Origin of the sequence: Methanothrix soehngenii GP6 (genome assembly GCF_000204415.1) — an archaeon.
Lineage (GTDB): Archaea > Halobacteriota > Methanosarcinia > Methanotrichales > Methanotrichaceae > Methanothrix > Methanothrix soehngenii.
In genome coordinates, this window is sequence record NC_015416.1 from 1772990 (window position 1) to 1797442 (window position 24453).

Here is a 24453-nt window from a genome sequence, read left to right on the forward strand (position 1 = left end):
CAGAATTATTTTTTTCAATCTCGATCTGAGCCCTTCTGGCCATGGCTTATCCTCCAGCGGATCCTTTTTATGATCCCCAGAAGCGCTCGAGCCTCTCTCTCCGTCAGCTCCGCCCGACCGAAGATCCGCCGCAGCATAAGCAGGGTATAGTCCTCCTTATGCTCGGGATATGCGATATCCGCAAGAAGATCTCCCGCCCTCTCCTGCAACAGATTCAACGTCTCTTTTCTGGCCATCTGGACACTGCTCGAGCTATTGCTTCCAATCCCGGAGAGCTCATAGAACAGAATCGCTGCCGAGTGGGAGAGGTTCATCACCGGGTACTCCTCGGAGGTGGGAATGGAGACGATCATATCGCACAGGGAGATCTCATCGCTGTTCAGGCCGCAGTCCTCTCTCCCCAGGAGCAGGGCTACCATCCCCTCCTTATCCCGGAGCTTTTCCGCCAGACCGGCTGGGGTCAGGCAGGGCACCCTTAGGTGCAGCCGCAGGTGGTGCTGCTCATGCTCCAGCCTCTTGCCGGTTGTGCCCACCACCAGGTTCGCCCCCTCCAGGGCCTCGGCCAGAGTTGAGAAGCTCCGGGACATCTGCAGAACGTCCCGGGCATGAGAGGCCATGGCACAACCATAGTCCTCGATCTTGCAGGGGTTGACCAGGGCCAGGTCATGAAAGCCGAAGTTCTTCATCGCCCGGGCCACAGAGCCCACATTGCCCTCATAGAGGGGCTCGACCAAAACCACTCTCAGGTTCATGGGAGCTATCCTTTTGAGACCCCCAGGGGAACCAGCCTGGCTACCCTGGTGGCTATGCCCAGGTTGTGCACCACATCCACCACATCGCCAGAGGGTTTGTAGACCTGGGGAGCTTCCTCTGCCAGCATTCCAGGGGAGGTGGAGCGAACGGCGATTCCGTCCCGGTTGAGGGCGGCCTTCACCTCTTTGCCTGTGAACTGCCTCAGGGCCTGGCTTCTGCTCATCACCCGGCCTGAGCCGTGGCAGGCGGAGCCGAAGGTCAGATCAAGGGCCTTGTCCTGGCCGCAGAGAACGTATGAGGCCGTGCCCATGCTCCCCGGTATCAGCACCGGCTGGCCCAGGCCCTCATAAGCAGCGGGAATCTCCGTTCTTGAGGGACCGAAGGCCCGAGTGGCCCCCTTGCGGTGGACATAGAGCCTCTCCTTCTTGCCCTCCACCCGATGCTCCTCGATCTTGGCCACGTTATGGGCCACATCGTAGAGCAGCTGCAGCTGGGAGCCGGGGAAGTAGCGGTCGAAGACCTCCCTCGTCCAGTGGGCGATGATATGCCGGTTGGCCCAGGCATAGTTGGCGGCGCAGACCATGGCCCCGAAGTAGTGATCTGCCTCGGGAGTGCCCAGAGGAGCGCAGGCCAGCTGCTTATCAGGGATGTCGATATTGTACTTTCTCACCGCTTTGGACAGGACGTCCAGGTGATCGGTGCAGATCTGGTGGCCCGCCCCCCGTGAGCCGCAGTGGATCATCACTGTGATCTGGCCCTTGAAAAGGCCGAACCTTTTTGCAATCTCCGGGTTATAGATCTCCTCGACCCTCTGAATCTCCAGGAAGTGGTTGCCGCTGCCCAGGGTACCAAGCTGGGGGCGGCCCCGTTTTCTCGCTTTGACCCCCACCTGGGAGGGGTCCGCTCCGGGCATGGAGCCATTCTCCTCGCAGAAATCCAGGTCCGACTCCACTCCATAGCCCTCCTCTACTGCCCACTCCGCTCCCCGGAGAAAGGATTCGGTCAATTGCCGATCGGTGGCATGAAGCCTGCCTGTGGATCCCAGGCCCGAGGGCACCGCCTGAAAGAGGGCATCGAGGAGGGTGTTGATGAGCGGCTGCACGTCCCTGGCCTGCAGGTCCGAGCGGAGCAGGCGCACCCCGCAGTTGATGTCAAAGCCCACCCCGCCGGGACTGATGATCCCACCCTGCTCTTTGAAGGCGGCCACCCCGCCGATGGGAAAGCCGTAGCCCAGGTGGGCATCGGGCATGGCCATGGAGTGTCCGACGATTCCGGGAAGGGTGGCGACATTGGCCACCTGGTCGACCGTCCCCGGCTCGACCATCTCCCGCAGGGCGGCTGAGACGAATATCCTGCCCGGCACCCGCATTCCCGGCCGGTAGCCGATTGGCACCTCGTAGATGTTATCATCGATCTTCTCAATTTCCATATATCACACGTCCACAATTATCACACATAGAACATCATCAGACATAGAGCCATCAGACATAGAGCCATCAGACATCAAGCACCACCTGAATGCACCACCGCTCGTTCTTCTCGATGGCGAACTTGTGCCTGGTGACCGCTTTCACCTCAGCGAGGAACGAGTGCCTCTCCGGGTCCATCCTCTCCCCGCCGATCTCCGCCCGGAGCTTCCATCCCTTGCCATCTTGAAACTCTTCCAGTGCCACCTGGAAGCGGGAGAAGACCGCAGACTCGGTCTCGAAGAGAAAGACGATCTCAGAGAGCCACTGGTAGGCCAGGTCCTCCAGATCCTCCGCCTCAAGCTCCACTTGCCAGCTCTCCTCAACCTTAACCTGGCCGGGGGAGATCATGGCGCCAAATAGGGCGGCGGCGGCATTGGAGAGCATCTGGTCAGGAGTCGTGCCATAGGCGCGGAACTTGACATCTGCGGTATGCTCCAGATATTCGAATGGAATCATCATATATTAGTGAGAGCCGCAGGCATTAAAGCATTGCCAGCCCGCGGACCAGGCCCGCCTTTTCGGCCAGATGCAGGGCCTGGGCGTACTCGCGGGCGGTTATGGCGCGGGAAAGCTCGGGGTAGCGGCAGGCCTGGTACTCCGGATGGTACTGGGCCATGACATTCAGATAGGTGTGCACGGATATCTCCTGGGAGATGAAGCGCACCACCTCCTCCGTCCCCGCTGCGTCCGCAGGCAGGACCAGGTGGCGGACGAGGAGCCCCTGCAGGGCGATGCCCTCCTCGTCCATCTGCAGGTCGCCCACCTGGCGGTGCATCTCTTTCAGTGCCGCTTTATTAACGGTGGTGTAGCCGGGCGCTGCAGAGTACTTCTGGGCAGGGCCGTCCTGGCCGTATTTAGCATCGGGCATGTAGATGTCGATGATGCCATCCAATAGAAGCAGGGCCTCTGCGGAGTCGTAGCCGCCGCTGTTGTATACCAGAGGGACAGAAAGGCCCTCTTCTCGGGCCAGGACCAGAGCCTCCAGGATCTGAGGGACGACGTGGGTGGGTGTCACGAGGTTGATGTTATGGCAGCCACTATCTTCCAGGGCGAGCATCATCTTGGCCAGCTCCTCTGCCTTCACCTCATGGCCAAGATCCTCCTGGCTGATATCCCAGTTCTGGCAGAAGACGCAGGAGAGGTTGCAGCCGGAAAAGAAGATGGTGCCCGAGCCCGAGTGGCCCACCAGGGGCGGCTCCTCCCCAAAGTGAGGAGCATAGCTGGCCACCCGGGCCCACCGACCGGTGCGGCAGTAGCCCCTCTCATCTTCCAGGCGGTTTGCCTGGCAGCGGCGGGGGCAGATCTTGCAGGATGCGAGGCGTGCAAGAGCCTCTTGCGCGCGCTTCTCCAAAATTTCCGGGGGCATCTTGTTGTAGCGGGCCATAGAGCACAACAGCATAATTTGGGATCGGATCTTTGAAGAGCCTTTCGGCGTCAATTGTCCTTTTCAAAGCCGGTTTTTGTCAGGATGGAAAACTATATATATCGTCGATTGTCTATATAGACAAAGGCGAAAGTCGATAGAGTTTTCTTCCTCCTTTACCCCTTTCGGCTTTCCCTCTTCTATTCTATTCACCACCGATCATTAGGGCAATTGCCGACTTGAACTCTCTCCGGGAATGCACATTATCGATCCATTCAAGTCCGGGTATGGAATTCCGCCCCGGGCAGCATTCGTCACCGCCGGGCAGACGATCGGCCTGGATTTCATCGCCAAAGGGGTGGTAGCCCTGGGGAGAGGGAAAATGTGATTGAAAATCACGGGCTTTGCCCGCACCATCTACCTTTTCTATCGATTATTGCCAGGGCATTTTCTGTCAAGACTATCCGCTGGGCCTTGTGCCTGGCACTCTTTACTATGACCACGGGATCGCTCACTCGTCTCGCCTCAGCTATGATCCTGTGACCGTGAATCGAGTCGCCGACCTCATGGCCCTTCATTTTACTGGCTCCATCTTGCCTTCCTTTTCCAGGTCATCCATGATCTTGCATACCAGCTCATAATCCAGCTGTAGGTCGGTGCTGGCATCAGATGCATATGCCTCGCCCTTCATCTGGAAATACCCGGCAACTTCCTTTTTGGCAGTCTCATAGTCTACATCATGGTATTCGATGACCTTGATTGCAGCAAGCTTTTCCCGGACAGCATCGCGAATGAAGTCCGAGGGATTGAGGTACAGACCGGCATCTACAAGCCCGTTGATCTGCAAAATCTCATTTCGGGTCAGCTTGGCCCCAACTACTTTTCCCACATTTCCAGTACTGGCGATATCTGCGCCCATGCCCATTTTATTAGTTAAAACTAATTTATAGGTTTATCGGTCTGGTGCTTGCCAGTACCATCCAACTTTTCAAGCCTAATAAAATGATAAAAGGGAGATCAGAGGAACCTGATCCCTTTGGGCATCTCCCCGAAGCGCCGGCGGAACTCCTCCGGCCAGTTGGATGGATCCAGCCCCTTCTGGCTCAGGAAGGCACTGGCCCAGCGCTCCAGGCCCACTCCGCTGCATCCTGACCAGAGGGCTTCGCCGCTTTGGGCCTTCACTGTGAAGCCCTTGGGGTACTTCTCCCCGTTCACAGACAGATTCTGAAACTCTATCCAGTTTCCGTTATAGGGCAGGATGGCCTCATAGTCCACTGTGCCCGCTCCGGTCATCTCTGATAGGCCGGTCTTGCCCTCCTGGGCCATGAACCAGGGAGTAACCCAGGCCGTCCTCCAGGTAAGCTCCAGGATATCCTCGAAGATGTGCTTGTAGCAGCCCTTCAGCTTCTCTGCCTCCTCAAGGGTATGCTCCTTCGTCCCCAGCCAGACGATCTCTATACGGTGGAACTCGTCCACCCTCTCGATGCCATGAATCCCGCCGGACTCATAGCGGTGGCTGGTGCCGGACCGGTCGAAGACCCTCATGGGCAGCTCGCCATTTGGAAGGGTCATCCCCTGCAGAAATCCCCAGAAGGTGGGGCACTGGGCATAGCACATCCCGCCTATGGGCAGGTCGATCTTCTCTTTGACCAGCTCCAGGGGAACCTCATGGGTGACCTTGTAATAGTCCATGACCTCCTCCCAGAAGGCTGGATCGCGGGTCTTGGGCGGACAGACGAAGTAGATCTCCGGGTAGACCCCCTGAGCGTGTCCGCTCTTCTTCCAGACGTCCCAGGTGTCAAGCTTTGGAAATATCATCTCCTGGTAGCCCAAAGGCCCTATGATCTCCTCTAAGACGATAGCCTCGAATGTGCGGAAAAGATGTGTGGCCTGGGGCCCGTAGATCCACTGGCCACGGGCAGAGCCGTGCTTGATCCAGCCCGCCTTTTGCATCTCCTCAGTGGGATCGGCTCTGAATTTGGGCTCTCTTTTCTCGCTCTCCCAGAGAAGCTCCCAGTGCTCAGTCTTCCCTCCGTAGCCCTTCTCCAGCTTCTCCTCCAGAAGGCTGACGATCCTGTCGGGAATGCGGTTCTCAATCTCCGACTGACCTAATGTGCCGCCCTCGCCTACATCCAGAATAAGGCGCAGCCGTCCTCCTTCATGCCTCATCTCCCGCACATAAGGGATACGATGGGCGATCTCCCTGTCGGACTCGACCTCGATCTCAAAAGCGGTCACATCCATGCCCCGCACGCCAATCCGGTACTGCTTTCCTAAAAGCTCAGAGAGAGGCCGGCGCAGCCTGAGCAGGGCATCATGAGCCCGAACATATCGGTCGCTGTCGATGACCAGATCGATTCTGTTTTTGGCCAGACGCCATTCGGTGATCTTTGCCCCCTGGCCCTCAGGAGCGCCTTTCTCCAATATCGGCCCAGCGTCCCTTATAAAATCGGAAATGGCTTTCTCGGCTGCGCCGGCATCAGCGCTCAGCCGAAGGCTTGCCTCTAAATGAAATCTCATCTATCCTCCGCAACAGATAGCGTCTCTTTTGCTATTTTAATGTTCATTAATAGGTCATCCATGGTGGTGAGCAGAGTGCCGGGCTTCTCGATTGAGAACTGCAGGGAGAGGCTTCTCTTATCGATCAACAGATTCATATTGGGCAGGTTGTCCGGCTCAATCGATCTGCCGACCATCTCCATATCCTCTCCCGCCTCTGCCAAGAGGACCAGCCGGGCATGAATCATGCCGTGTCCATAGCGGTCTGGCCGGAGGGATCGGTCCTTTTGTTCAGCTGCTCGTCCAGGATCTCGTCTAACAGGGCCAGGAACTCATCCTCTCTGCCTGGGGGTATAGAGGCGCCGCTGGCTATGGTATGGCCCCCACCGTTTCCTCCCACTGCCTCCGCTGCCCTTCGCAGGGCCACAGACAGGTCCAGTCCCCGGGCGATGAGGGGCTTGTTCCCTCGGGCAGATATCTTGATCATATCATCCTTGTGATTCAATGTCACTAAAGGCAGATCGGAGTAAAGATATCGAATCCCCAGGCCCGAGACGATCGCCCCCGCCTCCATATTCACCCTCTTTAGGTAGCGAAGGTTCTTCATCTGTCTGCTCTGCTCTCGAAGGAGGCTAATCTCTCGCAGGATGTGTTCTTTGTACTCATCCGCCAGCCTCTCGGCCTCGAGGAGCGCGCAGTGATCCCGCAGGCATAATGTGAGCCCAATTCCGGGAAGATCTCTATTGCCGCAGGCATTGAGCAGCTGCACCATATGCAGGGAGTTTTCCACCACCTCATGGCGGAGGCGGATCACCTCTCCTAAAATCGAATCCGCAGCAAAGCTGCCCTGCATGATCAGCTTGAGGGTTAATGCTGTAGCCAGCCTGGTCAGATCATCCCCCGCCAGGGACTGGACATTGCCCTTTATATTCAGATCATCCAGGAACTTCTTGATCTTCTCCCGGTCGCCGGTGAAGTCCAGGAGCGGCTCTATGCTCCTTGCCAGGACATCCACCAACTGTCCATCTTCTGAGAGCTTCAGACCGGCCCTGACCTGCACTGCGCCGCTGGCCACCGCCTCTTCCAGGATGGATCTGTTCGCCCCGATCATGGCCTGGCGGTCGCCCATCGCTCCCACCAGGGCGAGGCCTGCCAGATCGGCATTGTCGCCCATATGACGGACCACAGAATAGACGGTGCCCGCTGCAGACAGCTCAAAAGCCCCATCTATTCCGAAGAGATGGGGGTTGTGGTGCATACAGTCCAGCGTTCCCACCGGTCGGTGATGGTCTAAAACGAAACACTCGCCTTGCACCCGGGAGATCAGATCCGGCTTTCCGCTCCCCATATCGCAGAAGACCACCGGCCCGGTCAGGCCGTCGATCACAGACCGGTCCAGCCGGTTGACCAATGTGGCCTGGAAGGGAATGCCTGCGCGCATAAGGGCATGGCAGATCAGCCCGGCGGATGTGATGCCGTCGGCATCGTTATGAGAGATCACCCGCATGTGCTCGCACTGCCGGATGGACCGGGCGATGGCTTCTGCCGCTTTGTCCAGCCGCTTCATGAGATGAGAATCTCAGCGGTCTCGGGCGAATAGGTCCAGTCCGGAGCCAGACGCCCGGAGTCGTGATAGTATTTCACCATTCTTCTTATCTTGTTCTCAGTGAGCTGCAGAGCCCTCTTGTTGTGAACGTCTTTCTTATTGGCTTTGATGTGCTTTCTCACATGGAGCGCTTTTCTCATCAGATTTGTCAGGTCCTCTGGAATATCCGCCAGAGCATTGTTGTCCCTCAGAAAGCCGGTTATGCTATTTCCTATTACCAGCTTGACGTTCGGTACTCCATACTGATCTCTCAGAGTGAGGCCGATGCGGCTGGGGGACATGCCTGTATCGTGCAGCTTCATGATTGTCTTTTCCAGCTCCTCCTTGGACACGTCAGACCACTCTGGCGCTTTGGTCACCATGGGCGGTCGGGAACGAGAGGAGCCCCCTTTTCGGCTATGCATTTTTGCCATCTTTCAATCCTCATTCAATCTCATAATGGCGAAGGTATAATTCTCACTGCCAGGTGAGATAAAAAACTTGCGCCGTTCTTCTGGCAACATATCCTGGTAGCAGGTTTATAAGCCAGGGATTTGAAGATTAGTGCATGCTTCCGGAGTACTTAAACCAGCTGTTCTATCTCATCGGCCAGGCGGTGGTCTTTCTTGCCGCGGCCGTCCTCCTCATCTCCGTACTGATAGCTCTGCTCATCCTCTACTCCTTTAAGACGGGCAACTTCTTCGCCGCCAGATACATGCTTTTGGGCATCATGCTTCTTGAGGACGTGATAAAGTCGCTCTTCTGGGTGGCGAGAGCTGATGACTCCATGGTGGATGATGTCGGCGTGCGCCTGAGAAATTATATTAATACAAAAAAGTTTTTAGAGACTCCCTATGAGAAACGCTTCATCTTCATGCCTCAATGTCTCCGTAGCGTCCAGTGCCCTGCCAAGCTCACCCCAGAAGGGATAATGTGCATCGACTGCGGTCGCTGTGGTATCGGCGAGGCCAAGAAATACGCTGAAAGCCTGGGCTATAGGTTCTATGTGGTTCCTGGCTCCAGCTTCATAAAGAGGATCATAAAGAAAGGCCGACCAGGAGCAATTGTGGGAGTGGGGTGCTCAATGGAGATTAAGGAGGGACTGGATCTATGCCACAGCCACGGCATACCGGCCAGAGGGGTGCCGCTATCAACATCCGGCTGCGTTGCCACCAGCATCGACTGGGAGGCCTTCTATGAGGCCATTGCCGAAGTGCCATCGACGGAAAAGCAGGGCGCTTGAGTTCGAAAGCAGCGTTGTTTCCAATAGCGTGCTATTTCCATATCATCTCAGCCATATTGAACGGTCGGGCATGGGATAATACAGCGTCAATAGAATGAAGAACTGCACTCGGGAAATGATACGCTTAAAAAAAATGAGATGGAGTTGCACTCACTCCATGCTGATTGCTTCAGAGGGGCAAGCCTCAACACATGTCTTGCACTCAGTGCACTTTTCCTTATTTACGACTGCTATTTCCTCGTCGTCCAGGCTGATGGCCTCCTCCGGGCACTCCTCGACGCAGGTTCCACAGCTTACACATTCGTCTCTATTAACAACTGCGGGCATTATTGAGTCCTCCAATTTGCCTCAAAGGCAAATCCACCTGCATGTATATCCGATATATACCTTTCGCAGATCTAGGCCAGTTCATTGTATTTCTTCCTGTCTTTGAGCTCCTGCCTCTTGGCGCTGTTCCATCCGCTCACCGCCTGCAGGTAGCCGGTGATCCGGCTGATGTGGTCCACATTCTCCGATCCGCAGTTGGGGCACTTATCCTCCAATCCGCCCGAGACCTGGGAGCAGCCCAGGCAGACGGTCATGTCCTTGGTGAAGGTGAAGTAGCCGATCTGGGTCTCTCTTGCCAGGCGCAGGCCGAAGTCCATCAAGCCCTGGGGATCAGGGGTGGCCTCGCCTAAGAAGACGTGGAAGATGTTGCCGCCATCAACTATGGGGAAGAATACATGCTCGAGCTTTGCCCGCTCGAAGATTGTGACGTCCGCGCTGGGTGGCAGGTGGGTTCCATTGGTGTAGTAGACGGGCAAGTCGCGCGTCTTATGCAGATTCCTCCTCAACGCATCCAGGTCGCCCTTCACCACCCTCTCGGCACATTCTCTGAACTCCTCGTGGATGAGATCGGATACAGCAAAACGCTGGGCCGTGGTCTCGGCTGGAGTGCGCGCGAGGGCAATGGTCATGCCATGCTGCTCTGAGAGCTTCCGGGCATAGATCTCCATCTCGGTCATGGCCCGAACCGCCAGCTTCCAGGCCTCTTTTGATTCATGCATCTGCTTTCCGGTATGGAACTGCACCATCTCATTGACGCCCACAACGCCTATGGTATAAACCAGGGCATCCAGGCCGACGGCGACGGAGCCCATCTCGCCGGTGATGGGATCCCTGGGCTGCTGGGTAGCAAATGGCATGCGATGGTTGTTGATGATCTGGTTCATCCACTGCCGCTTCACCTTGAATATCTCAACCGATGTGTCCATCAATTCTCGCAGATACTCGAAGAGGAGATCGTCATCCCCCCGAGCGAGGTAAGCGGCACGAGGGCAGTTGAGGGAGACAACCTGCCAGGAGCCCATGGAGAAGTGCTTACCGTCCCGGAAGCGGAGCTTGTCGTCGAACTGATCGTCGCTACTGAATGTGGCTGCAAACTGATATGCGCAGCATTGATAGCATGATATTCCCTCCCCTGCACCCCGGTAGGCAGGAAGCTGGTTGTCAAAGTATGGTGTGCCATACTCCGCCGCCAGCTTGAATGTCTGGAGGTAGAGCTCCTGATAGGTGGGAAGATCGGGATGAGCGGCATTGAACTCTTCGTCCTCCTTCATGAAATCGGGCTCAATGCTGATCTCGGGCTTGGGAAAGTTGAAGGGCTTGCCCCAGTAGTCGCCCTGGAGCATGACCTCCATCAGGGCCTTGAAGGCCAGGCGCACCTCGCGCTCGAACTTGCCGTAGGTCTTGAGAGGCGCGTCGGGAGTAGAGCCGTCCCAGACCCTTCCCGCATAGACCGCAGGCTTGTCCCGCCAGAGCTTGGGGACGCCCGGGGTGAGCTGCACCGAGGAGAAGACCAGCTGGCCGCCGCGAGCGACCATCATCTGGGTCATCTCGTAGACGAACATCTGCATCAGCTGCACGATCTCTTCATAATTGCGGTTCTCGAAGTATGGAGCGATGAAGGTGAGGAAGTTGTAGAAGCCCTGCCCTCCCGCAAAGTTGGTCTGGGCGCTGCCCAGGGCCTTGACCGCATGCAGTATGGCCACCTCAGGCTTTTTGGCCGGGCCGGCAACGCTGGCCTTGGTGCCCAGGCCGTCGGGCATCAGGCCGTAGTAGAGGAAGTAGCGCAGATCCCAGTCCTGGCAGAACGGCCTGGTTCCGAAGTACTCCAGGTCATGGATATGCAGGTCTCCTGCCAGGTGGCGGTCGGCAAGGTATGGGGGCAGAAGCAAAAGGTACTGCTCTTTGCTTATTTTATCCGCCTTCTTCTTGTGGCTGGTCTCAGCGTTCTCCTGCAGGTTGGCGTTCTCCTTGGATTCGAAGCCTGTGCCAATGTCGATGAGATGGGCATCGAAGACGGGCGTCCCCACCCTGGTGCAGATATTTCGCCACTCGGTATGATGCCTCTCCAGGAGGATCACATTCATGATCTCTCTGACCAGAGGGCCGCTCAGGTAGCGGACGTTCATCCACCTAACCCGGCGCTCTACCTCCTTGGCGATGTCCTCCGCCTCTTCTTCGGTTATGCCTGGCTCTTTATAGAATTGTTCAGATAGTTTGGTCTCTTTTAGAAGCTGCTTGGCTATGGCTTCTCTATCCCAGTCCAGCAGATGGCCGTCCGTGGTCCTGACTCTGGGCATAGACGAAACAGCCAGCCCTTCCAGGGTCTGTTGAACGATTCTGCTGCTCAACGCCCATCCCCTCTACAATAAAGCAACATTATGCCTCCTCTCGACGATCGATCTATTAGACCAGTATTTCCACTCCAGTTTATTCCTTTTGCGCTCCAAACAGTCGCAAAATTTTTTAGCAAGTATGTATCAACTCAGTTATAAAGTAAACGCTTAAGACTATCAGTATGCTTTATTATCAACCATATCCCTGCAGGACGAAAGTGAGCTGAAGATCTCCTTCGCCATCGCGACGGCCAGCGCAAGATGATGACCTTGCTCCTTAAGAGATGTAAAAGGGAATCTTTAGGCAACAATTGGCCGCATAATCTAATTTTTTCTCCTGCAACCCCGCTGGGGAGGAGATTGATGAGATGCTCAGCAGTTCTGATGGCTCAGCGGCCCGATCCTCATCTGGCCGCCTGCCCTCTTTCTACCGACATGTTTAAATGGAGTACTGCTCACCTTGTGGCTCGAAGGGCAGGTAGATCAGCTGGAAGATCGCTACCTTGGCATGGTAGAGGCCTCGGGTTCAAATCCCGACCTGTCCATTAGCCTGTTGTACCTTTTGTCTGCATTCATCTGCTTCCACTCAAAAGTCATCGTTTTAACTGCTATAGTACATTAACACCCACGATCAGACAAAGGCTGCCGGCAGCAAACCTCTTTTACCTGCAGAGCAACAGTCTTATTCCCAAGAGTTCTGAGGCGAAGATGTTAGATATCATTCAGGCTGCAGAGGCGCTGTCAGGATCAATAGCCACCATAGCCATGACCTTCTCCATAGGCCTGACCGTCGGCCTGACCGGGGCCATCGCCCCAGGACCTACCCTCCTGGCTACAGTCAACTCCTCACTCAAGGACGGCTGGCTGGCCGGCCCCAAGGTTGCTGCTGGCCATGCGCTAATCGAGATCGTGATATTTCTTTTAATTGTGAAAGGTCTGGCGGTGACTATGCAGCAGTACTCTCGCTCCATCGCCCTCATGGGCGGCCTGGCTCTGATCGCTTTTGGCATTCTGACCATGCGGGATAGCAAGAGCGCCACCATGGCCTCCTCCGGTGACGGATCTTACACCAATCCATATCTAGCAGGATTTCTCACCAGCGCAGCCAACCCCTATTTCTGGATCTGGTGGCTCTCCATAGGCAGCGTCCTTATCGTATCAGGTCTTGAGGCCGGTCTGATCGTGGCGGCAATATTCATGATCGGACACTGGAGCGCCGACTTCGGCTGGTATCTTCTCGTCTCCAGCAGCCTGGAGCGGGGAAGGGGTCTCCTCTCCCCAGAGAATTACAGAAGAATACTGGGGCTATGCGGCATCTTCCTGATCCTATTCGGCATTTACTACCTGGGAAGCGGAATAGGAGTGGTTGGCTGAGGGTGCTCTCCAGCCCGAGGCCCCGGAGGCGACGGATGATTGGGCGGAACGGATCCTTTGATCTTCAGGAAGGATAGATGAGCACGGGAAAGCGGATTGTCGATCTCATTCAGAACTCCACATCAGTCCTCATCCTCTCAGTCCTCTTAGGCCTGGTGCTGCCGGGTCCCGCAGGGGCGACAGAGGCTCTGGTCACCCCGGCGCTCATGGTTATGATGGCCTTCTCCCTGACCGAGGTCGATCTGGGAAGAGATATCAAATCCTCGGCCTCTCTGAAAAGAGGATTTCTCGGCATCATCATAAACTACGGCCTTTTGAGCGGATTGATTCTGCTTCTGAGCTACAGTCTGCCCGACGAATCGCTCAGGCATGGCTTTGTCATCATGGCCGCGGTCCCGCCGGCAGTGGCCGTACTGCCCATGACCCGCATCCTGAAAGGGGACATGAGCCTCTCTTTTGCCGGAGAGATACTCTCCTACCTGGCCTCGCTCCTGCTGATGCCCCTGATCATCTACCTCTTCGTTCACCAGACGGGAATAAGCCCCATCTATCTGCTCCAGATCTCCATTGTATTGATCCTCATCCCTGCTCTTGCCTCCAGGCTGGTGCGACTGCTTCCGATCAACCCCGTCCTTCCCATAAACCTGGGTTTCTTCCTGGTCACATATACTGTGATCGGCCTGAACCAGGGAGCCCTCTGGACGGATGGGTGGAGCGTGGCCTGGATATCCATAGCCCGCACCTTCGCTGTGGGATTGGCAGTGTTTATCCTGGCCAGATCCGCTGGCTTGAAGAGCAGCCAGGCCATATCCCTTACCCTTCTGGGCTCCTTCAAGAACCTGGGACTTGCAGCAGCGGTATCCCTGCTCCTTGTCGGTCCGGCAGCAGGGCTCCCGGCGGCATTCTGCGTCCTCGCGGAGACCGCTTTTTTCATACTTCTCTCCTTCGCGAGATCACGGTATCCTTAAATAAGGTAAAAAGGGTGATCTGATTGGGAGATATCTTGTCCATCAAGGATGATGCCGCCTATCTGAGGTCGATCTACATCTATGTCGCTATCTCAGTATTCCTCTTCGCTCTCACCGCCGTCATGGGCTATTATACTGCTCAGCTTGATCCAGAGTTCGCCGCCAGCTGGACAGAGGAGCTGGAGATGCTGGCATGGATACTGGAGCAGCCGCCACTCATGATAATGATAATCATATTCCTCAAAAATCTCCTCGCTTCTGCCACGGCTATGCTCTTAGGATTAGGGCTGGGGATCGTTCCCATGATAGTCGCCACCACCAATGGCTTTCTTCTGGGAATAGTCGGCTATAGCGCGGTCGAACAGAAAGGATGGCTCTATCTGGCGGCAGGCATTCTGCCTCATGGAATCATCGAGCTTCCAGTCGTCCTCTTGAGCATCGCCATTGGCTTGCGGCTGGGCCATATGCTAGCCCTATCCCTATTAAAAGAGAGCTCAGACCTCTCCGGAGAGATGCGTGTAGCAATTCATTTCCTCCTCCGCTGGATAATGCCCCTGCTCCTTTTGGCCGCGGCCATTGAAACTTTTATCACCCCCTTTATCATATCGAGGGTCGCATGACATATCCAGATACTAAGAACAAAGGCAAAGGGGAATCCGGCGGGCAGAGCGCCAAGCTTTCCCCCAAAGAGGACTTCAGCCAGTGGTACCATGAGCTGCTGATGACAGGGGAGATCATCGATAACCGCTACCCTGTAAAGGGGATGTGCGTCTGGTTCCCCTTCGGCTTCGCCATCAAGAAGAACGTCTACGGCATCATCCGGCAGCTTCTGGATCCTGATCATCAGGAGACCCTCTTTCCCCTGATGATACCGGAGAACGAGTTCATGAAGGAGGCCCAGCATATCAAAGGCTTCGAGGAGGAGGTCTACTGGGTGACCTGCGGCGGTACCACTCCCCTGGAGGTCAAGCTCGCCCTCCGTCCTACCAGCGAGACGGCCATATACCCCATGTTCAAGCTCTGGATAAGGTCGCATGCCGATATGCCTCTGCGCATCTACCAGATAGTGAATACCTTCCGCTATGAGACCAAGCATACCCGCCCTCTGATACGCCTGCGGGAGATCACCTCCTTCAAAGAGGCGCATACCGTACATGCTACCTGGGAGGAGGCGGCAGAGCAGGTGGAGGTGGCGATCAAAAGGTACTCGGAGTTCTATCGCCGCCTGGCCATACCCTTCCTGGTGAGCCGCCGGCCCAGCTGGGACAAGTTCCCTGGTGCGGATTATACCACAGCCATCGATGTGATCATGCCCGATGGCAAGACGCTGCAGGTGGGGACCGCCCATCATCTGGGCTCCACCTTTGCCAAGACCTATGAGATAACCTATGAGGCAGAGGATGGCGAGCAGAAGCTGGTCAATCAGACCTGCTACGGCATCTCTGAGCGCTGTATTGCCGCCCTCATATCCGTGCACGGGGACGATAAGGGGCTGGCATTGCCCTGGGAGGTGGCTCCCGTCCAGGTGGTCATTGTGCCCATCCTCCTCGGCGACAAGGAGAAGGTGCTGGAGGTCTGCAGGGATCTGTTGAGGATCCTGCAGCAGGCAGGCATCCGGGTGGAGCTGGACACCAGCGACGAGCGGCCCGGTGCCAAGTTCTATAAGTGGGAGATGAAAGGGGTTCCCATCCGCCTGGAGGTCGGCCCCAGGGATATTGAGAAGGGAGTGGTGACGGTGGTGCGCCGGGATGCTGAGAAGCTCACCCTGCCCAGGGAAGGGCTGGCCCAAGCCCTGGTCAGGGAGGCGGAGAGGCTTCAGGCAGCGCTTTATCAGAGGGCAGAGGCATTTGCCAATTCCCGCATCCGGGAGGTGGCAAGCATAGATGAAGCCCGAGCCCAGACTGAGGCAGGGGTGGCTCTAGTCCCCTGGTGCGAGAAGGAGGAGTGCGGCCACCAGCTTGAGGACCTGGTTGAGGCGAACATGCTTGGCGAGCCTCAGTACAAGAGCTTCTCACCAGCAGCCTGCGCCGTCTGCGGCAAATTGACCGACAAGCGCACATACATGGCCAGACAATACTAATCCGATTGCCTGGGAGGATGAGAGAGGATGAGGATACTGGGAATTTGCTCGAGCCCAAAAGGCTCGCGGAGCACCACTCTGCGGCTGGTTCAGGCTGCTTTAGAGGGTGCAGGAGAGAACGGGGCAGAGACTGAGCTGGTCGACCTGTGCCAGCTTGATATCAAGTACTGCAATGCCTGTCAGACCTGCTTTAAAACCGGCAAGTGCGTGCATAAAGACGACTTTCAGGGGCTGTATGAGAAGATCCTTATGGCGGACGGTCTGATATTGGGCTCGCCCAACTACTTTCATACTGTGACCGCCCAGCTGAAGACTCTCATCGACCGGATGGCTGATGCCGTTCACTGCCAGCTCCTGACCGGCAAGTACTGCTGCAGCCTGGCCACCGGCGGCAGCAACTACGACCAGGTCACTGGCTATCTGGACAGCTTGATGGTCAACTTCGGCGCTTTTGTTACCGGCAGTGCAGGAGCTGAGATGAGCAAAGGCCCTCGTGCCCTGGAGGAGGGGGAGAGGAAGGCCCGCGATCTGGGCCGGGCCTTGGTCAAGGATATTCGCACCAAATGCGACTACGCTGAGCAGAGGAAGGTGCAGGAAGGCATCCGCTCTCACTTCAAAGAGCTGGTGCGCATGAACAAGGATAACTGGGAGCACGAGTACGAGCACTGGAACAGCATCAACTGGCGCTAGAGCGGGCGAGCTCCAACCCGCACAACTCTTTAATATCTTCCAGGCCTATTAATAATCATGCTGACAGTGGATGAGGGAAGTGCAGCCGTCCGCCTGGCCAGGCGCGCCCTGGCACATTATATGGAAACGAAGGAGGCCCTGGACCCAGAAGGGATGCAGCCAGTCTTTTCCCAGAAGCGTGGCGTCTTTGTAACTTTGCATGAGGATGGGGACCTGCGGGGATGCATAGGCTATCCTCGGCCGGTCTTGCCCCTTGGTCGGGCCATTGTGGATTCAGCGATCAATGCCGGCTTTCGCGATCCGCGTTTCCCTGGCCTGCGGTCGGGCGAGCTGAAGAGGATTGAGCTGGAGGTCACCATCCTCACTGAGCCCCAGGCCTGCACCGGGCCCAAGAAGGACCTGCCTGAGAGGATTCAGGTGGGAAGGGACGGCCTCATAGTCTCCAAAGGGCCGTTCACCGGTCTGCTGCTGCCCCAGGTGGCGATTGAATGGGGTTTTGATTCCCTGGAGTTTTTAGGCCAGACCTGCGTCAAAGCGGGCCTGCCGGCGGATGCCTGGCTGGATGAGGACACTCTGATAGAGCACTTCGAGGCGCAGATCTTCGCCGAGGTGGCGCCGGAGAGGGAGGTATTTGAGAAGAGCTTCACTGAGAGTCCCTGCGGTACATAACAATTAAGAGAAATGACTGCGCATCACTTGCCGCTGCAATGAGGGTAGGGTTCGGACTGATGATAACTATCATGCCCATTTTATTCTAATTTTATGGTTTTGACCGCAATATAGCCTGTCACTATGATTTGATCCTAGCGACGTTACCTCTCTGCCTGCACTTGCTTCAAAATTTAATATATCTGCAAAATGGCCTCATTATTATCGCTGGTGCATACCTATGGTAAAATTTTCTCGATAAGAATATCTCTATAAATCTAGCTTTTCATGAAAAAAACCACCAGAACGTATAAATATCATCGAGTGACTAATGGATTATATCCTAAAATGATGATGAGGTGAAATTATTAGGCAAATGGGAGTACTTGTGGTATTGGCCGTAGTGATGCTATCGGTGCCTATTCTGGCACAGGGAATGAAGCCCTGTGGAGCGGTGGACGTTCTGGGGAGGGGCGGAGGCATATTTCAGTCAGAGGCATCTGCGTTCCAGTTCCCTGAGTTCGCAGATACAAACTTCGATCGCCTGACCGTCGGAAATGACAGGGCTTTGGCCTTTGGCGGCATCTGGCGGAGACCTCCTCTGGCCACAGCCACCAATAACCTGATGATCGAGAAGAATCAGGATTCAGGTGAGTGCGAATGCTGCGGTCCCGAATCCTGCCAGGAATGCTGCTTGAAGGTCAACATGGAGCAGATCCGGGTGGGAAATAGGGAGGCACTGGCCTTTGGAGCCGCTATTGCCACCAACAATGTGAAGATCGTCACCAACCAGCAATAGATCGGGATCATCAGACCTGAAGGACGAAAATGAAAAAAATGCTGAAGCCCACTGGCCTCTTGCTGGTGGGGGCCATTTTTATCTTCTCATGCCTCATGCTCAATGCACTGGGATCAGAGGCGGGCCTCCCCGACCTGCAGAAAGAGATGAAAAAGACCCTCTCAGGCACTCTGGATAAACCATATGGAAGCGCAATAGGGAAGTTCAAGGTAAATGGAGAGACGATCACTCTCCCCTGGTCAGTGCGAGGTACATCGGCGCTTCGGTCGAAAGCACTTTTTCTCTGGCCATTGCCTTCAAGAGAAGATATAGCGCTGAATGAAACCGACTCGAAGAGGGTGGTTTCAGACCTGACGGCAATCAATACCGACCGGGAGCGAGAGATTATCTACGACGGCAGCCAAGACTGTGATGCTGGGTCGGAGGACCTTTCCAATTCCCTGGAGATCAGCGTCACCGGCCAGGAGACCAATGATGGATCGCTAAATTGGCACGATGGTCATGTTGCGGCAGATAGCATTGAGCGTGCTGTGGATAAAGCATTGAACAGGGATAAGAAAAACGACCTCAACTCGAACAATGTGACCAGGAGCGGTTCGGCGGCGCTCTTGGGCAATAATATGATCATAGACGTCAGCGGGATATCAGTGAGTGCTATAAATTCGGTAAAAGGGGGAAGTGCCACCGCCACCTCCAACATCGTGATAAGGCCAGTGCAGATCATCGCCTGTCCATCTGAGGTGGAAGAGAAGCTGAGATAATTCCCATGATTTCTTCTTTTTGAATCACAAACTATAAGGGCATTTTGCGTCTACTCCTCTCTCGATATGACCATCATCAAGAGGCCGAGAGGCACGCGGGACTTCCTTCCCGAAGAGATGCGGAAGCGGAGCCAGGCCCGAAAAGCGATGCAAGAAGTGCTTTGTCGCTGGGGCTACCAGGAGGTAGCCACACCCACATTTGAGCATCTTGAGCTATTCACAGAGAAATCCGGTGCCTCAGTAATAGATGAGATCTACAGCTTCCAGGACAAAGGAGGTCGAGATCTTGCCCTCCGTCCGGAATTGACCGCTCCAGTGATGCGCATGTTCGTCTCCGAGCTGCAAAACTCGCCCAAGCCTTTGAGGCTCTACTACTTTGGCAATTGCTTCCGCTACGAGCGCCCACAGAAAGGGCGCTTCAGGGAGTTCTGGCAGCTGGGTGCGGAGCTGATAGGAGGTGCCAGGCCGGATTCCGAGGCAGAGGCCATCGCTCTGGCAGATCAGTTGATCAGGAGCGCGGGAATCAGGGGAGATATTCACCTCGGCTATCTGGGTCTCATACGGGCTATTTTAGAGAGAATCGAGGGGGATAAAAGAGCGGCTGCGATGAGAATGATCGACAAAAAGGAGCGGTCTGCTTTAAAGGAGCTGCTGGAGGATCTAGATCAAGGAGATCTGGGACTGCTGGAGCTGATCGATCTGAAGGGCAAAGCGTCTTTGGATAAGGCCCTGGAGATCGCCGGCGATCTGTTGCTCACTGAGACTCAAGAGGCCTCCACCGGGATCGGGGGTCCGAAAGCCTGTTCTGAGCCCAAGATGCAGTCAGAGGGCCGCGGGTCCGCTCGCAATGGAAGGGCGGTCAGCTCCCAACTCCACCTGGAGGAGTTCCAAGAGACGGTGGATCTTCTCGGAGCCTACGGGGTGGACTTCCAAATCGACTTTGAGATTGTGCGGGGCCTGGATTACTACTCAGGCACGGTCTTTGAGATCTATGCTGAGGGTCTGGGAGCACAGCGCCAGATATGCGGCGGAGGAACATATGAGCTCTCCAGCCTATTTGGAGGGAAAGAGACCTCATCAACCGGCTTCGGCCTGGGATTCGACCGCATAATGGAGATCGCCCATATAATGGAGGAGAGAAAGCCGCCGGTCTTCCTTGTATACACCCCCGACGTCAAGGTTGATGCTGCCAGGATCGCAGTATCTCTGCGAAGGTCAGTCCCTACGGTTCTGGACGTAATGGGCAGAAGCATGGGGGCGCAGCTCAAGGCCGCATCAGGAGCGGGTGCGAGGCATGCGGTGATCGTGGGCAGAGAGGAGCTGGATTCCGGCAGGCTGATCCTGAGAGACATGTCAGGGGGAGAGCAGGAGAATTTGACCTTAGAGGAGATAGTAGAACGGCTCAGCCGGATCTATTCATCTGTTTGAATCTGGTTTCGGGGGAAGAGCCGACTAGTATTTCTGATGAATGCTTCCACCAAAATTTTATAAAATATAAAAAGGTGGCCGGTCCTTGCTCGGAGTGCCAGCCCACCTCTCCTGATTCAGCAGGCGACCTTGGCCGGATGTGATATGCGATGAGAAGTGGCCTGCTTGCCCGGGACCTTACCGCCGACCGGCCTCTGCTGAACCCGGGTGACCCTTGACCTGGCAGGGGATAAGGGCTTTGCATCCGCGCCAGTTGCCGCCTTTGCCCGGGGAGAATGATACTTATGCTCTCTTTCCTCTATCTTCTCCCGGGTAAGCCTCTCGATATCCTTCAAGAAGCTGCGCTCTTCTGCAGAGCAGAAAGAGAATGCATTGCCGCTAGCTCCCGCCCTGCCGGTGCGCCCGATGCGGTGGACGTAGCTCTCTGGCTCATTTGGCAGGTCATAGTTCACCACATGGGTGATATCATCGATATCTATGCCCCGGGCGGCGATGTCGGTCGCCACCAGCACCCTTATCCTGCCTGATCGGAACCTTTCCATAGTCTTAGTGCGCTGGTTTTGCGACTTGTTGCCATGAATGGCATCCGACTGAATCCTGTTTTTGGACAGCATCTGCGCCACCTTATCCGCCCGGTGCTTGGTGCGGGCGAAGACCAGGACCCTCTTCATATCTTCTTTTAAGAGGAGATCGAGCAGAAGGGAGTTCTTGGAGTTCTGATCGACAAAGAATACCTGCTGATCGATGGAGTCCAGAGTGCACGCCGAGGGAGAGGCCTGCACATGCACCGGATCATTAAGAAGGCTCTGGGCAAGCTCGCCCGTCTCCCGGGTCAGAGTGGCAGAGAAGAAAAGGGAGCTGTGCTTCTCCGGCAGAGCCGAGACTATCCTCTTCACGTCTCTTATGAAGCCCATGTCAAGCATCCTGTCGATCTCATCCAGGACGAAGAACTCAACCCCTTTCAGCTCTATGTAGCCCTGGTTCATCAGGTCCAAGAGCCTGCCAGGAGTGGCGACTAGTATATCGACTCCTCGGGAGAGCATATTGACCTGCGGCCCCTGGCGGACGCCGCCGAATATGACCAGTTGTCTGAAGCGGAGAAACTTGCCATAGGTGGCAAAGCTCTGGCCGATCTGGGCAGCAAGCTCTCTGGTAGGAGCAAGCACCAGCACCCGCGGTGAGCCCGGCCGGCTGGCTCGCCGCTCGGCTGACATTCTCTGCAGTATGGGCAGCACAAATGCCGCCGTCTTTCCCGTTCCCGTCTGAGCGATCCCCAGCAGATCTTTTCCCTCGAGTAATGGGGGTATGGCCAGCATCTGTATCGGCGTGGGGGTGGTATATCCTTCTAGAGCAATCGCTCGCAAGAGCGGATCTATTATATTCAGATTTCCAAATGACATTTAATGCCTCTTCTTTGAATCTGAAAACAAGATGAAGTCCACGGCAATAGCTCGCAAGATATGCATGCCTGCCGGAAGCAGAGGCATTAAACGACGATGGATGTCTCCCGAAGCGATTGATTTCATAATCAAAATCGTTCCAGAGCCATCCGTCTCTTTAAGGAAGCCTGATCCGACAGCCCGTTTTAGGGCCAGAGAAGAAGCTGCCTCTGCGGTTTCAAATCATTTCCATTATTTATTTGATTTCCTATCGATTCGCTGAACCGATATCAGCCTCAAAAACATCTCAACAATTTATCGAATCAATGCAAATGGAGCGGTTGAGCATCTCCTCACCAGACTAAATATCTGTCGGTCCCATCTATCGGTCAATATGCCGATCCATAGTTCATCTCTTCTTCCTCGCCGCCTTATACTTGGGCCAGCTCTGGTGGGGCAGTCCCTTGCCGGAATAGCTCTCTCTCACGCTATCTGAGGCTGCCCTTTCCAGCCGCTCATCGCGCAACCTCCTCTCTGCGGCCATCTTCTTTACCAGGATGTAGTTGGCGGCGAGGAATAGGGGGAACAAGAGGATACAGAATGCTACTATATGCCAGACTTCCATATATAACAGGTCAACTCATGAATATAAAAAGATCACCTGAACTTCCCCAGGAGTCGGGAATAAAACTCCTTCTCCTGCCCTTTGGTGGTACGAACCAGCCGGTCCAGTATCAGCTCGGGAGTGCTCTTCGCCAGGTAGTTGTACCGCGGGCTGCGGCAGACCACAAGACAGTTGTTCTCATCCAGCCCCTCCGCCTCGATTCCGTCCACCCGAACCGGGGTCTCTGAGAAGCGACGCACATCCTCAGCCAGGTGGCTGACGAAGACCGCGGCTGAGCCCCTTCGGTTCAGCTCGTCGAGCATGCAAGCGATGATGCGCGCCGAGGCTCCGGGCTCGGTTATGGACTCCAGCTCATCGGCCAAGACCAGCTTTCTCTTCTCGTTCTCCACCACAGCGAACTTTCTCATCGCCGTCTCAAAGGCTCCGGCGGAGAGGGTACCCCGGCTCTTGCTGAAGTAGTAAAGCTGCTCGAATAGGCCCATCCTGCAGCTATCGGCGGGCACGGGCAGACCCATCTGCGCCAGGATGACTATCTGAGAGATGAGGTCCAAAAGAGTGGTCTTGCCTCCGGAGTTAACTCCGCTGAGAAGGGCCACCATCTCTGGAGGCTCGCCCGGCCCTCCACCAAGGCAGTAGCTCACCTTTTCCGGCTGCTCCAATGAGAGGTTTCTTGCTCCCTGAAAACACAGGCCGGTCTCTGATGCAATCTCCGGAAAGCTCAAACCCTCCTTCAGGGTGAATGAGCCCAGTGCATAGGAATAATCGAACTCCATCAGAATATGGACCAGCGTTTCCGCCCGATTTCTCTCGTCGGCCAGACCACGGGCCAGCTCTCTTTTTGCCTTCAGGCCCCTCTCCTCTTGTCGGCTGCGCAGCTCCTGCTCAAAGGATCGCAATGCTCCTCGGTCCAGCTCCAGAGGATAGCTGACGGCGGAGGAGAATATCTCATCCAGCCAGACCTCCTCCGCTCCTTTCAGATCCAGCTCCTCTCTGGCGCGCTCCTTGGCCTCTTTCAAGACCTCCTGATAGATCCCTTTCATCCGGATCTCGAAGAGCTCCCGGATGCCATCTCCCCGGCTCATCACCTGCAAGAGGTCCGTCCCATCCAGGGTGAGCGAGCTGTTCTCGATCCTTCTCTTCAGCTCCTCATTAGCTGTGGATGCTGCCTGGTCCACGCAACCCTCCAGCCGGGCGGCCAGCCTGCTCAACCGCTCCGCCTCAATGTCGCTCTTATCGCCAAGCCTGCTGATCCGGTCGAAGAAATCCTCCCAGCCCCGAAAGTCCTCTACTCCCGCCGCCTGAAGCTTCGATGCCGCCTCCACCGCGGCAGCCAGGGTTTCCATATTCTCTCTGTAAAAGCCTAAAACCGCCTCAGGAACCAGGTACCAGTCTTCTAAAGATTCAGCCCTTTCCACCTCTTCCACGTCTACCATACCCCCGCCCACCAGGCTGACAACGCTATAGCTCCGGGCGAGGGCCAAGAGCTCCTGCGGACTTTCCGCCAGATGAAGATCGATAAATCTGTCCAGGCCGCGGGATTTCAGCCTCTGGAAGTCCTCAGCGTTGCTGGCAGCCACCGCCCTCTCCCTGACCCTTGAAGCTGACCTCTCCCGCAAAGGGCGGATGGAACGAAGCTGCTCCTCTATGCCCAGGCCTTCCATCCTCCGGGCCACCTCTAAAGAGCGGGAGGCAGCCAAGCGGTTCTCCTCTATCAGCTCCTGGGAGGAGGAGGGAAAGAGGGTGCCGATCTTCAGTCGGGCGTACTCGGTATGGGCAAAACCAGCCAGCCTGGAGATCAGCAGGGAATAGATCCTGACGGCCTCATCGGTGGCCAAGAACTCGTCTGGAGAGACCCGGAACTTCAGGGCGCGGGCATACTGGACCAGCTGCAGAGCCTGGCGTTCACTAAGGGTACTGCATAGGCCCAGCAGGTCCCCGTCTCGCACCGCCTGCAGAGCCTTCTCTTCATCCCCATAATGCTCTTTGAGGCGCTCTCTTAAGCGGGGGCCAACTCCTGGAAGATCCACCAGTTTCAAGCGCTGCCATTTTAACAGGAATATAATATATCTGTTCCGCCAGGCAGAAGGCTGTCAGGATCCGAACGATCGGGCCAGACAGGCCTGCACGGA

General features: G+C 55.9%; 26 protein-coding genes and 1 tRNA gene. 12 read left to right on the forward strand and 15 right to left on the reverse strand.

Annotated elements, in window-relative coordinates; genetic code table 11:
• Nucleotides 1–14 precede the first annotated feature (14 nt).
• The 4 genes from MCON_RS08940 to MCON_RS08955 form a co-directional block, all read right to left on the reverse strand.
• Nucleotides 15–752 carry an RNA methyltransferase gene (locus MCON_RS08940; RefSeq protein ID WP_013719667.1) on the reverse strand — a complete coding sequence of 246 codons (738 nt, stop codon included), beginning with the start codon at nt 750–752 and terminating at the stop codon, nt 15–17.
• A 5-nt stretch (nt 753–757) separates the two neighbouring features.
• The gene (locus MCON_RS08945; protein ID WP_013719668.1) at nt 758–2182 is read right to left on the reverse strand and encodes an RtcB family protein; all 1425 of its coding nucleotides are present in this window, start codon (nt 2180–2182) and stop codon (nt 758–760) included.
• Nucleotides 2183–2249: 67 nt separating this feature from the next.
• Nucleotides 2250–2678, reverse strand: a complete 429-nt coding sequence (locus tag MCON_RS08950; protein WP_048133111.1) for an archease — start codon at nt 2676–2678, stop codon at nt 2250–2252.
• A gap of 25 nt (nt 2679–2703) precedes the next feature.
• Nucleotides 2704–3606 (reverse strand): radical SAM protein, encoded by a 903-nt coding sequence (locus MCON_RS08955; protein ID WP_013719670.1) that lies wholly within the window; start codon nt 3604–3606, stop codon nt 2704–2706.
• 235 nt (nt 3607–3841) lie between these two features.
• Here MCON_RS08955 and MCON_RS16920 point away from each other — a divergent pair, with 235 nt between their 5' ends.
• On the forward strand, nt 3842–3973 hold the full coding sequence (locus MCON_RS16920; RefSeq protein WP_269798790.1) for a hypothetical protein: 132 nt from the start codon (nt 3842–3844) through the stop codon (nt 3971–3973).
• A gap of 7 nt (nt 3974–3980) precedes the next feature.
• Here MCON_RS16920 and MCON_RS08960 read toward each other — a convergent pair whose 3' ends face one another.
• The 6 genes from MCON_RS08960 to MCON_RS08985 all read right to left on the reverse strand — a co-directional run bounded on the left by MCON_RS08960 (nt 3981) and on the right by MCON_RS08985 (nt 8103).
• Nucleotides 3981–4163, reverse strand: coding sequence for a hypothetical protein (locus MCON_RS08960; RefSeq protein ID WP_048132238.1), 183 nt, complete (start codon nt 4161–4163; stop codon nt 3981–3983).
• Nucleotides 4160–4504, reverse strand: a complete 345-nt coding sequence (locus tag MCON_RS08965) for a ribbon-helix-helix domain-containing protein (protein WP_157863753.1) — start codon at nt 4502–4504, stop codon at nt 4160–4162. The genes MCON_RS08960 and MCON_RS08965 overlap by 4 nt, the downstream gene beginning before the upstream one ends.
• A gap of 98 nt (nt 4505–4602) precedes the next feature.
• Entirely contained in the window at nt 4603–6105 is a 1503-nt protein-coding gene (locus tag MCON_RS08970) for a serine--tRNA ligase (RefSeq protein WP_013719672.1), read from the reverse strand.
• Nucleotides 6102–6332: a KEOPS complex subunit Pcc1 gene (locus MCON_RS08975; RefSeq protein WP_013719673.1), complete on the reverse strand. Its 231-nt coding sequence runs from the start codon at nt 6330–6332 to the stop codon at nt 6102–6104. The genes MCON_RS08970 and MCON_RS08975 overlap by 4 nt, the downstream gene beginning before the upstream one ends.
• Nucleotides 6329–7651 (reverse strand): single-stranded-DNA-specific exonuclease RecJ, encoded by a 1323-nt coding sequence (locus MCON_RS08980; protein WP_013719674.1) that lies wholly within the window; start codon nt 7649–7651, stop codon nt 6329–6331. Before MCON_RS08980 ends, MCON_RS08975 begins: the two co-directional genes overlap by 4 nt.
• On the reverse strand, nt 7648–8103 hold the full coding sequence (locus tag MCON_RS08985; RefSeq protein WP_013719675.1) for a 30S ribosomal protein S15: 456 nt from the start codon (nt 8101–8103) through the stop codon (nt 7648–7650). Before MCON_RS08985 ends, MCON_RS08980 begins: the two co-directional genes overlap by 4 nt.
• A gap of 134 nt (nt 8104–8237) precedes the next feature.
• On the opposite strand from MCON_RS08985, the gene MCON_RS08990 reads away from it, so the two are divergent.
• The gene (locus MCON_RS08990; RefSeq protein ID WP_013719676.1) at nt 8238–8912 is read left to right on the forward strand and encodes a DUF116 domain-containing protein; all 675 of its coding nucleotides are present in this window, start codon (nt 8238–8240) and stop codon (nt 8910–8912) included.
• A 150-nt stretch (nt 8913–9062) separates the two neighbouring features.
• Here MCON_RS08990 and MCON_RS08995 read toward each other — a convergent pair whose 3' ends face one another.
• Both MCON_RS08995 and nrdD read right to left on the reverse strand, forming a co-directional pair.
• Nucleotides 9063–9239: a 4Fe-4S binding protein gene (locus MCON_RS08995; protein ID WP_013719677.1), complete on the reverse strand. Its 177-nt coding sequence runs from the start codon at nt 9237–9239 to the stop codon at nt 9063–9065.
• A 71-nt stretch (nt 9240–9310) separates the two neighbouring features.
• The gene (gene nrdD, locus MCON_RS09000) at nt 9311–11536 is read right to left on the reverse strand and encodes an anaerobic ribonucleoside-triphosphate reductase (RefSeq protein WP_157863965.1); all 2226 of its coding nucleotides are present in this window, start codon (nt 11534–11536) and stop codon (nt 9311–9313) included.
• A gap of 508 nt (nt 11537–12044) precedes the next feature.
• Here nrdD and MCON_RS09005 point away from each other — a divergent pair.
• From MCON_RS09005 to hisS, 10 genes are all read left to right on the forward strand, one after another.
• Nucleotides 12045–12117: transfer RNA gene (locus MCON_RS09005), tRNA-Ala, on the forward strand.
• 163 nt (nt 12118–12280) lie between these two features.
• Nucleotides 12281–12946 (forward strand): LysE family transporter, encoded by a 666-nt coding sequence (locus MCON_RS09010; protein ID WP_013719679.1) that lies wholly within the window; start codon nt 12281–12283, stop codon nt 12944–12946.
• A 77-nt stretch (nt 12947–13023) separates the two neighbouring features.
• On the forward strand, nt 13024–13914 hold the full coding sequence (locus MCON_RS09015) for a sodium bile acid symporter family (RefSeq protein ID WP_013719680.1): 891 nt from the start codon (nt 13024–13026) through the stop codon (nt 13912–13914).
• A gap of 35 nt (nt 13915–13949) precedes the next feature.
• The gene (locus MCON_RS09020; protein WP_013719681.1) at nt 13950–14534 is read left to right on the forward strand and encodes a stage II sporulation protein M; all 585 of its coding nucleotides are present in this window, start codon (nt 13950–13952) and stop codon (nt 14532–14534) included.
• Entirely contained in the window at nt 14531–15994 is a 1464-nt protein-coding gene (proS, locus tag MCON_RS09025) for a proline--tRNA ligase (protein WP_013719682.1), read from the forward strand. Before MCON_RS09020 ends, proS begins: the two co-directional genes overlap by 4 nt.
• A gap of 27 nt (nt 15995–16021) precedes the next feature.
• The gene (locus MCON_RS09030) at nt 16022–16684 is read left to right on the forward strand and encodes a flavodoxin family protein (RefSeq protein WP_013719683.1); all 663 of its coding nucleotides are present in this window, start codon (nt 16022–16024) and stop codon (nt 16682–16684) included.
• Nucleotides 16685–16741: 57 nt separating this feature from the next.
• The gene (locus MCON_RS09035) at nt 16742–17353 is read left to right on the forward strand and encodes a TIGR00296 family protein (protein WP_013719684.1); all 612 of its coding nucleotides are present in this window, start codon (nt 16742–16744) and stop codon (nt 17351–17353) included.
• Between the two features lie 355 nt (nt 17354–17708).
• Entirely contained in the window at nt 17709–18131 is a 423-nt protein-coding gene (locus tag MCON_RS09040) for a hypothetical protein (protein ID WP_048132240.1), read from the forward strand.
• Nucleotides 18132–18160: 29 nt separating this feature from the next.
• Nucleotides 18161–18892 (forward strand): hypothetical protein, encoded by a 732-nt coding sequence (locus MCON_RS09045; RefSeq protein ID WP_013719685.1) that lies wholly within the window; start codon nt 18161–18163, stop codon nt 18890–18892.
• Between the two features lie 66 nt (nt 18893–18958).
• The gene (hisS, locus tag MCON_RS09050; RefSeq protein ID WP_013719686.1) at nt 18959–20320 is read left to right on the forward strand and encodes a histidine--tRNA ligase; all 1362 of its coding nucleotides are present in this window, start codon (nt 18959–18961) and stop codon (nt 20318–20320) included.
• Between the two features lie 116 nt (nt 20321–20436).
• Here the strand turns inward: hisS and MCON_RS09055 are convergent, their stop codons facing one another.
• From MCON_RS09055 to MCON_RS09065, 3 genes are all read right to left on the reverse strand, one after another.
• A complete protein-coding gene (locus tag MCON_RS09055; RefSeq protein ID WP_013719687.1) occupies nt 20437–21720 on the reverse strand; it encodes a DEAD/DEAH box helicase in 1284 nt (427 codons plus the stop codon).
• Between the two features lie 388 nt (nt 21721–22108).
• Nucleotides 22109–22324 carry a hypothetical protein gene (locus tag MCON_RS09060; protein ID WP_013719688.1) on the reverse strand — a complete coding sequence of 72 codons (216 nt, stop codon included), beginning with the start codon at nt 22322–22324 and terminating at the stop codon, nt 22109–22111.
• 32 nt (nt 22325–22356) lie between these two features.
• Nucleotides 22357–24351: a MutS-related protein gene (locus MCON_RS09065; protein WP_013719689.1), complete on the reverse strand. Its 1995-nt coding sequence runs from the start codon at nt 24349–24351 to the stop codon at nt 22357–22359.
• Nucleotides 24352–24453: the final 102 nt, after the last annotated feature.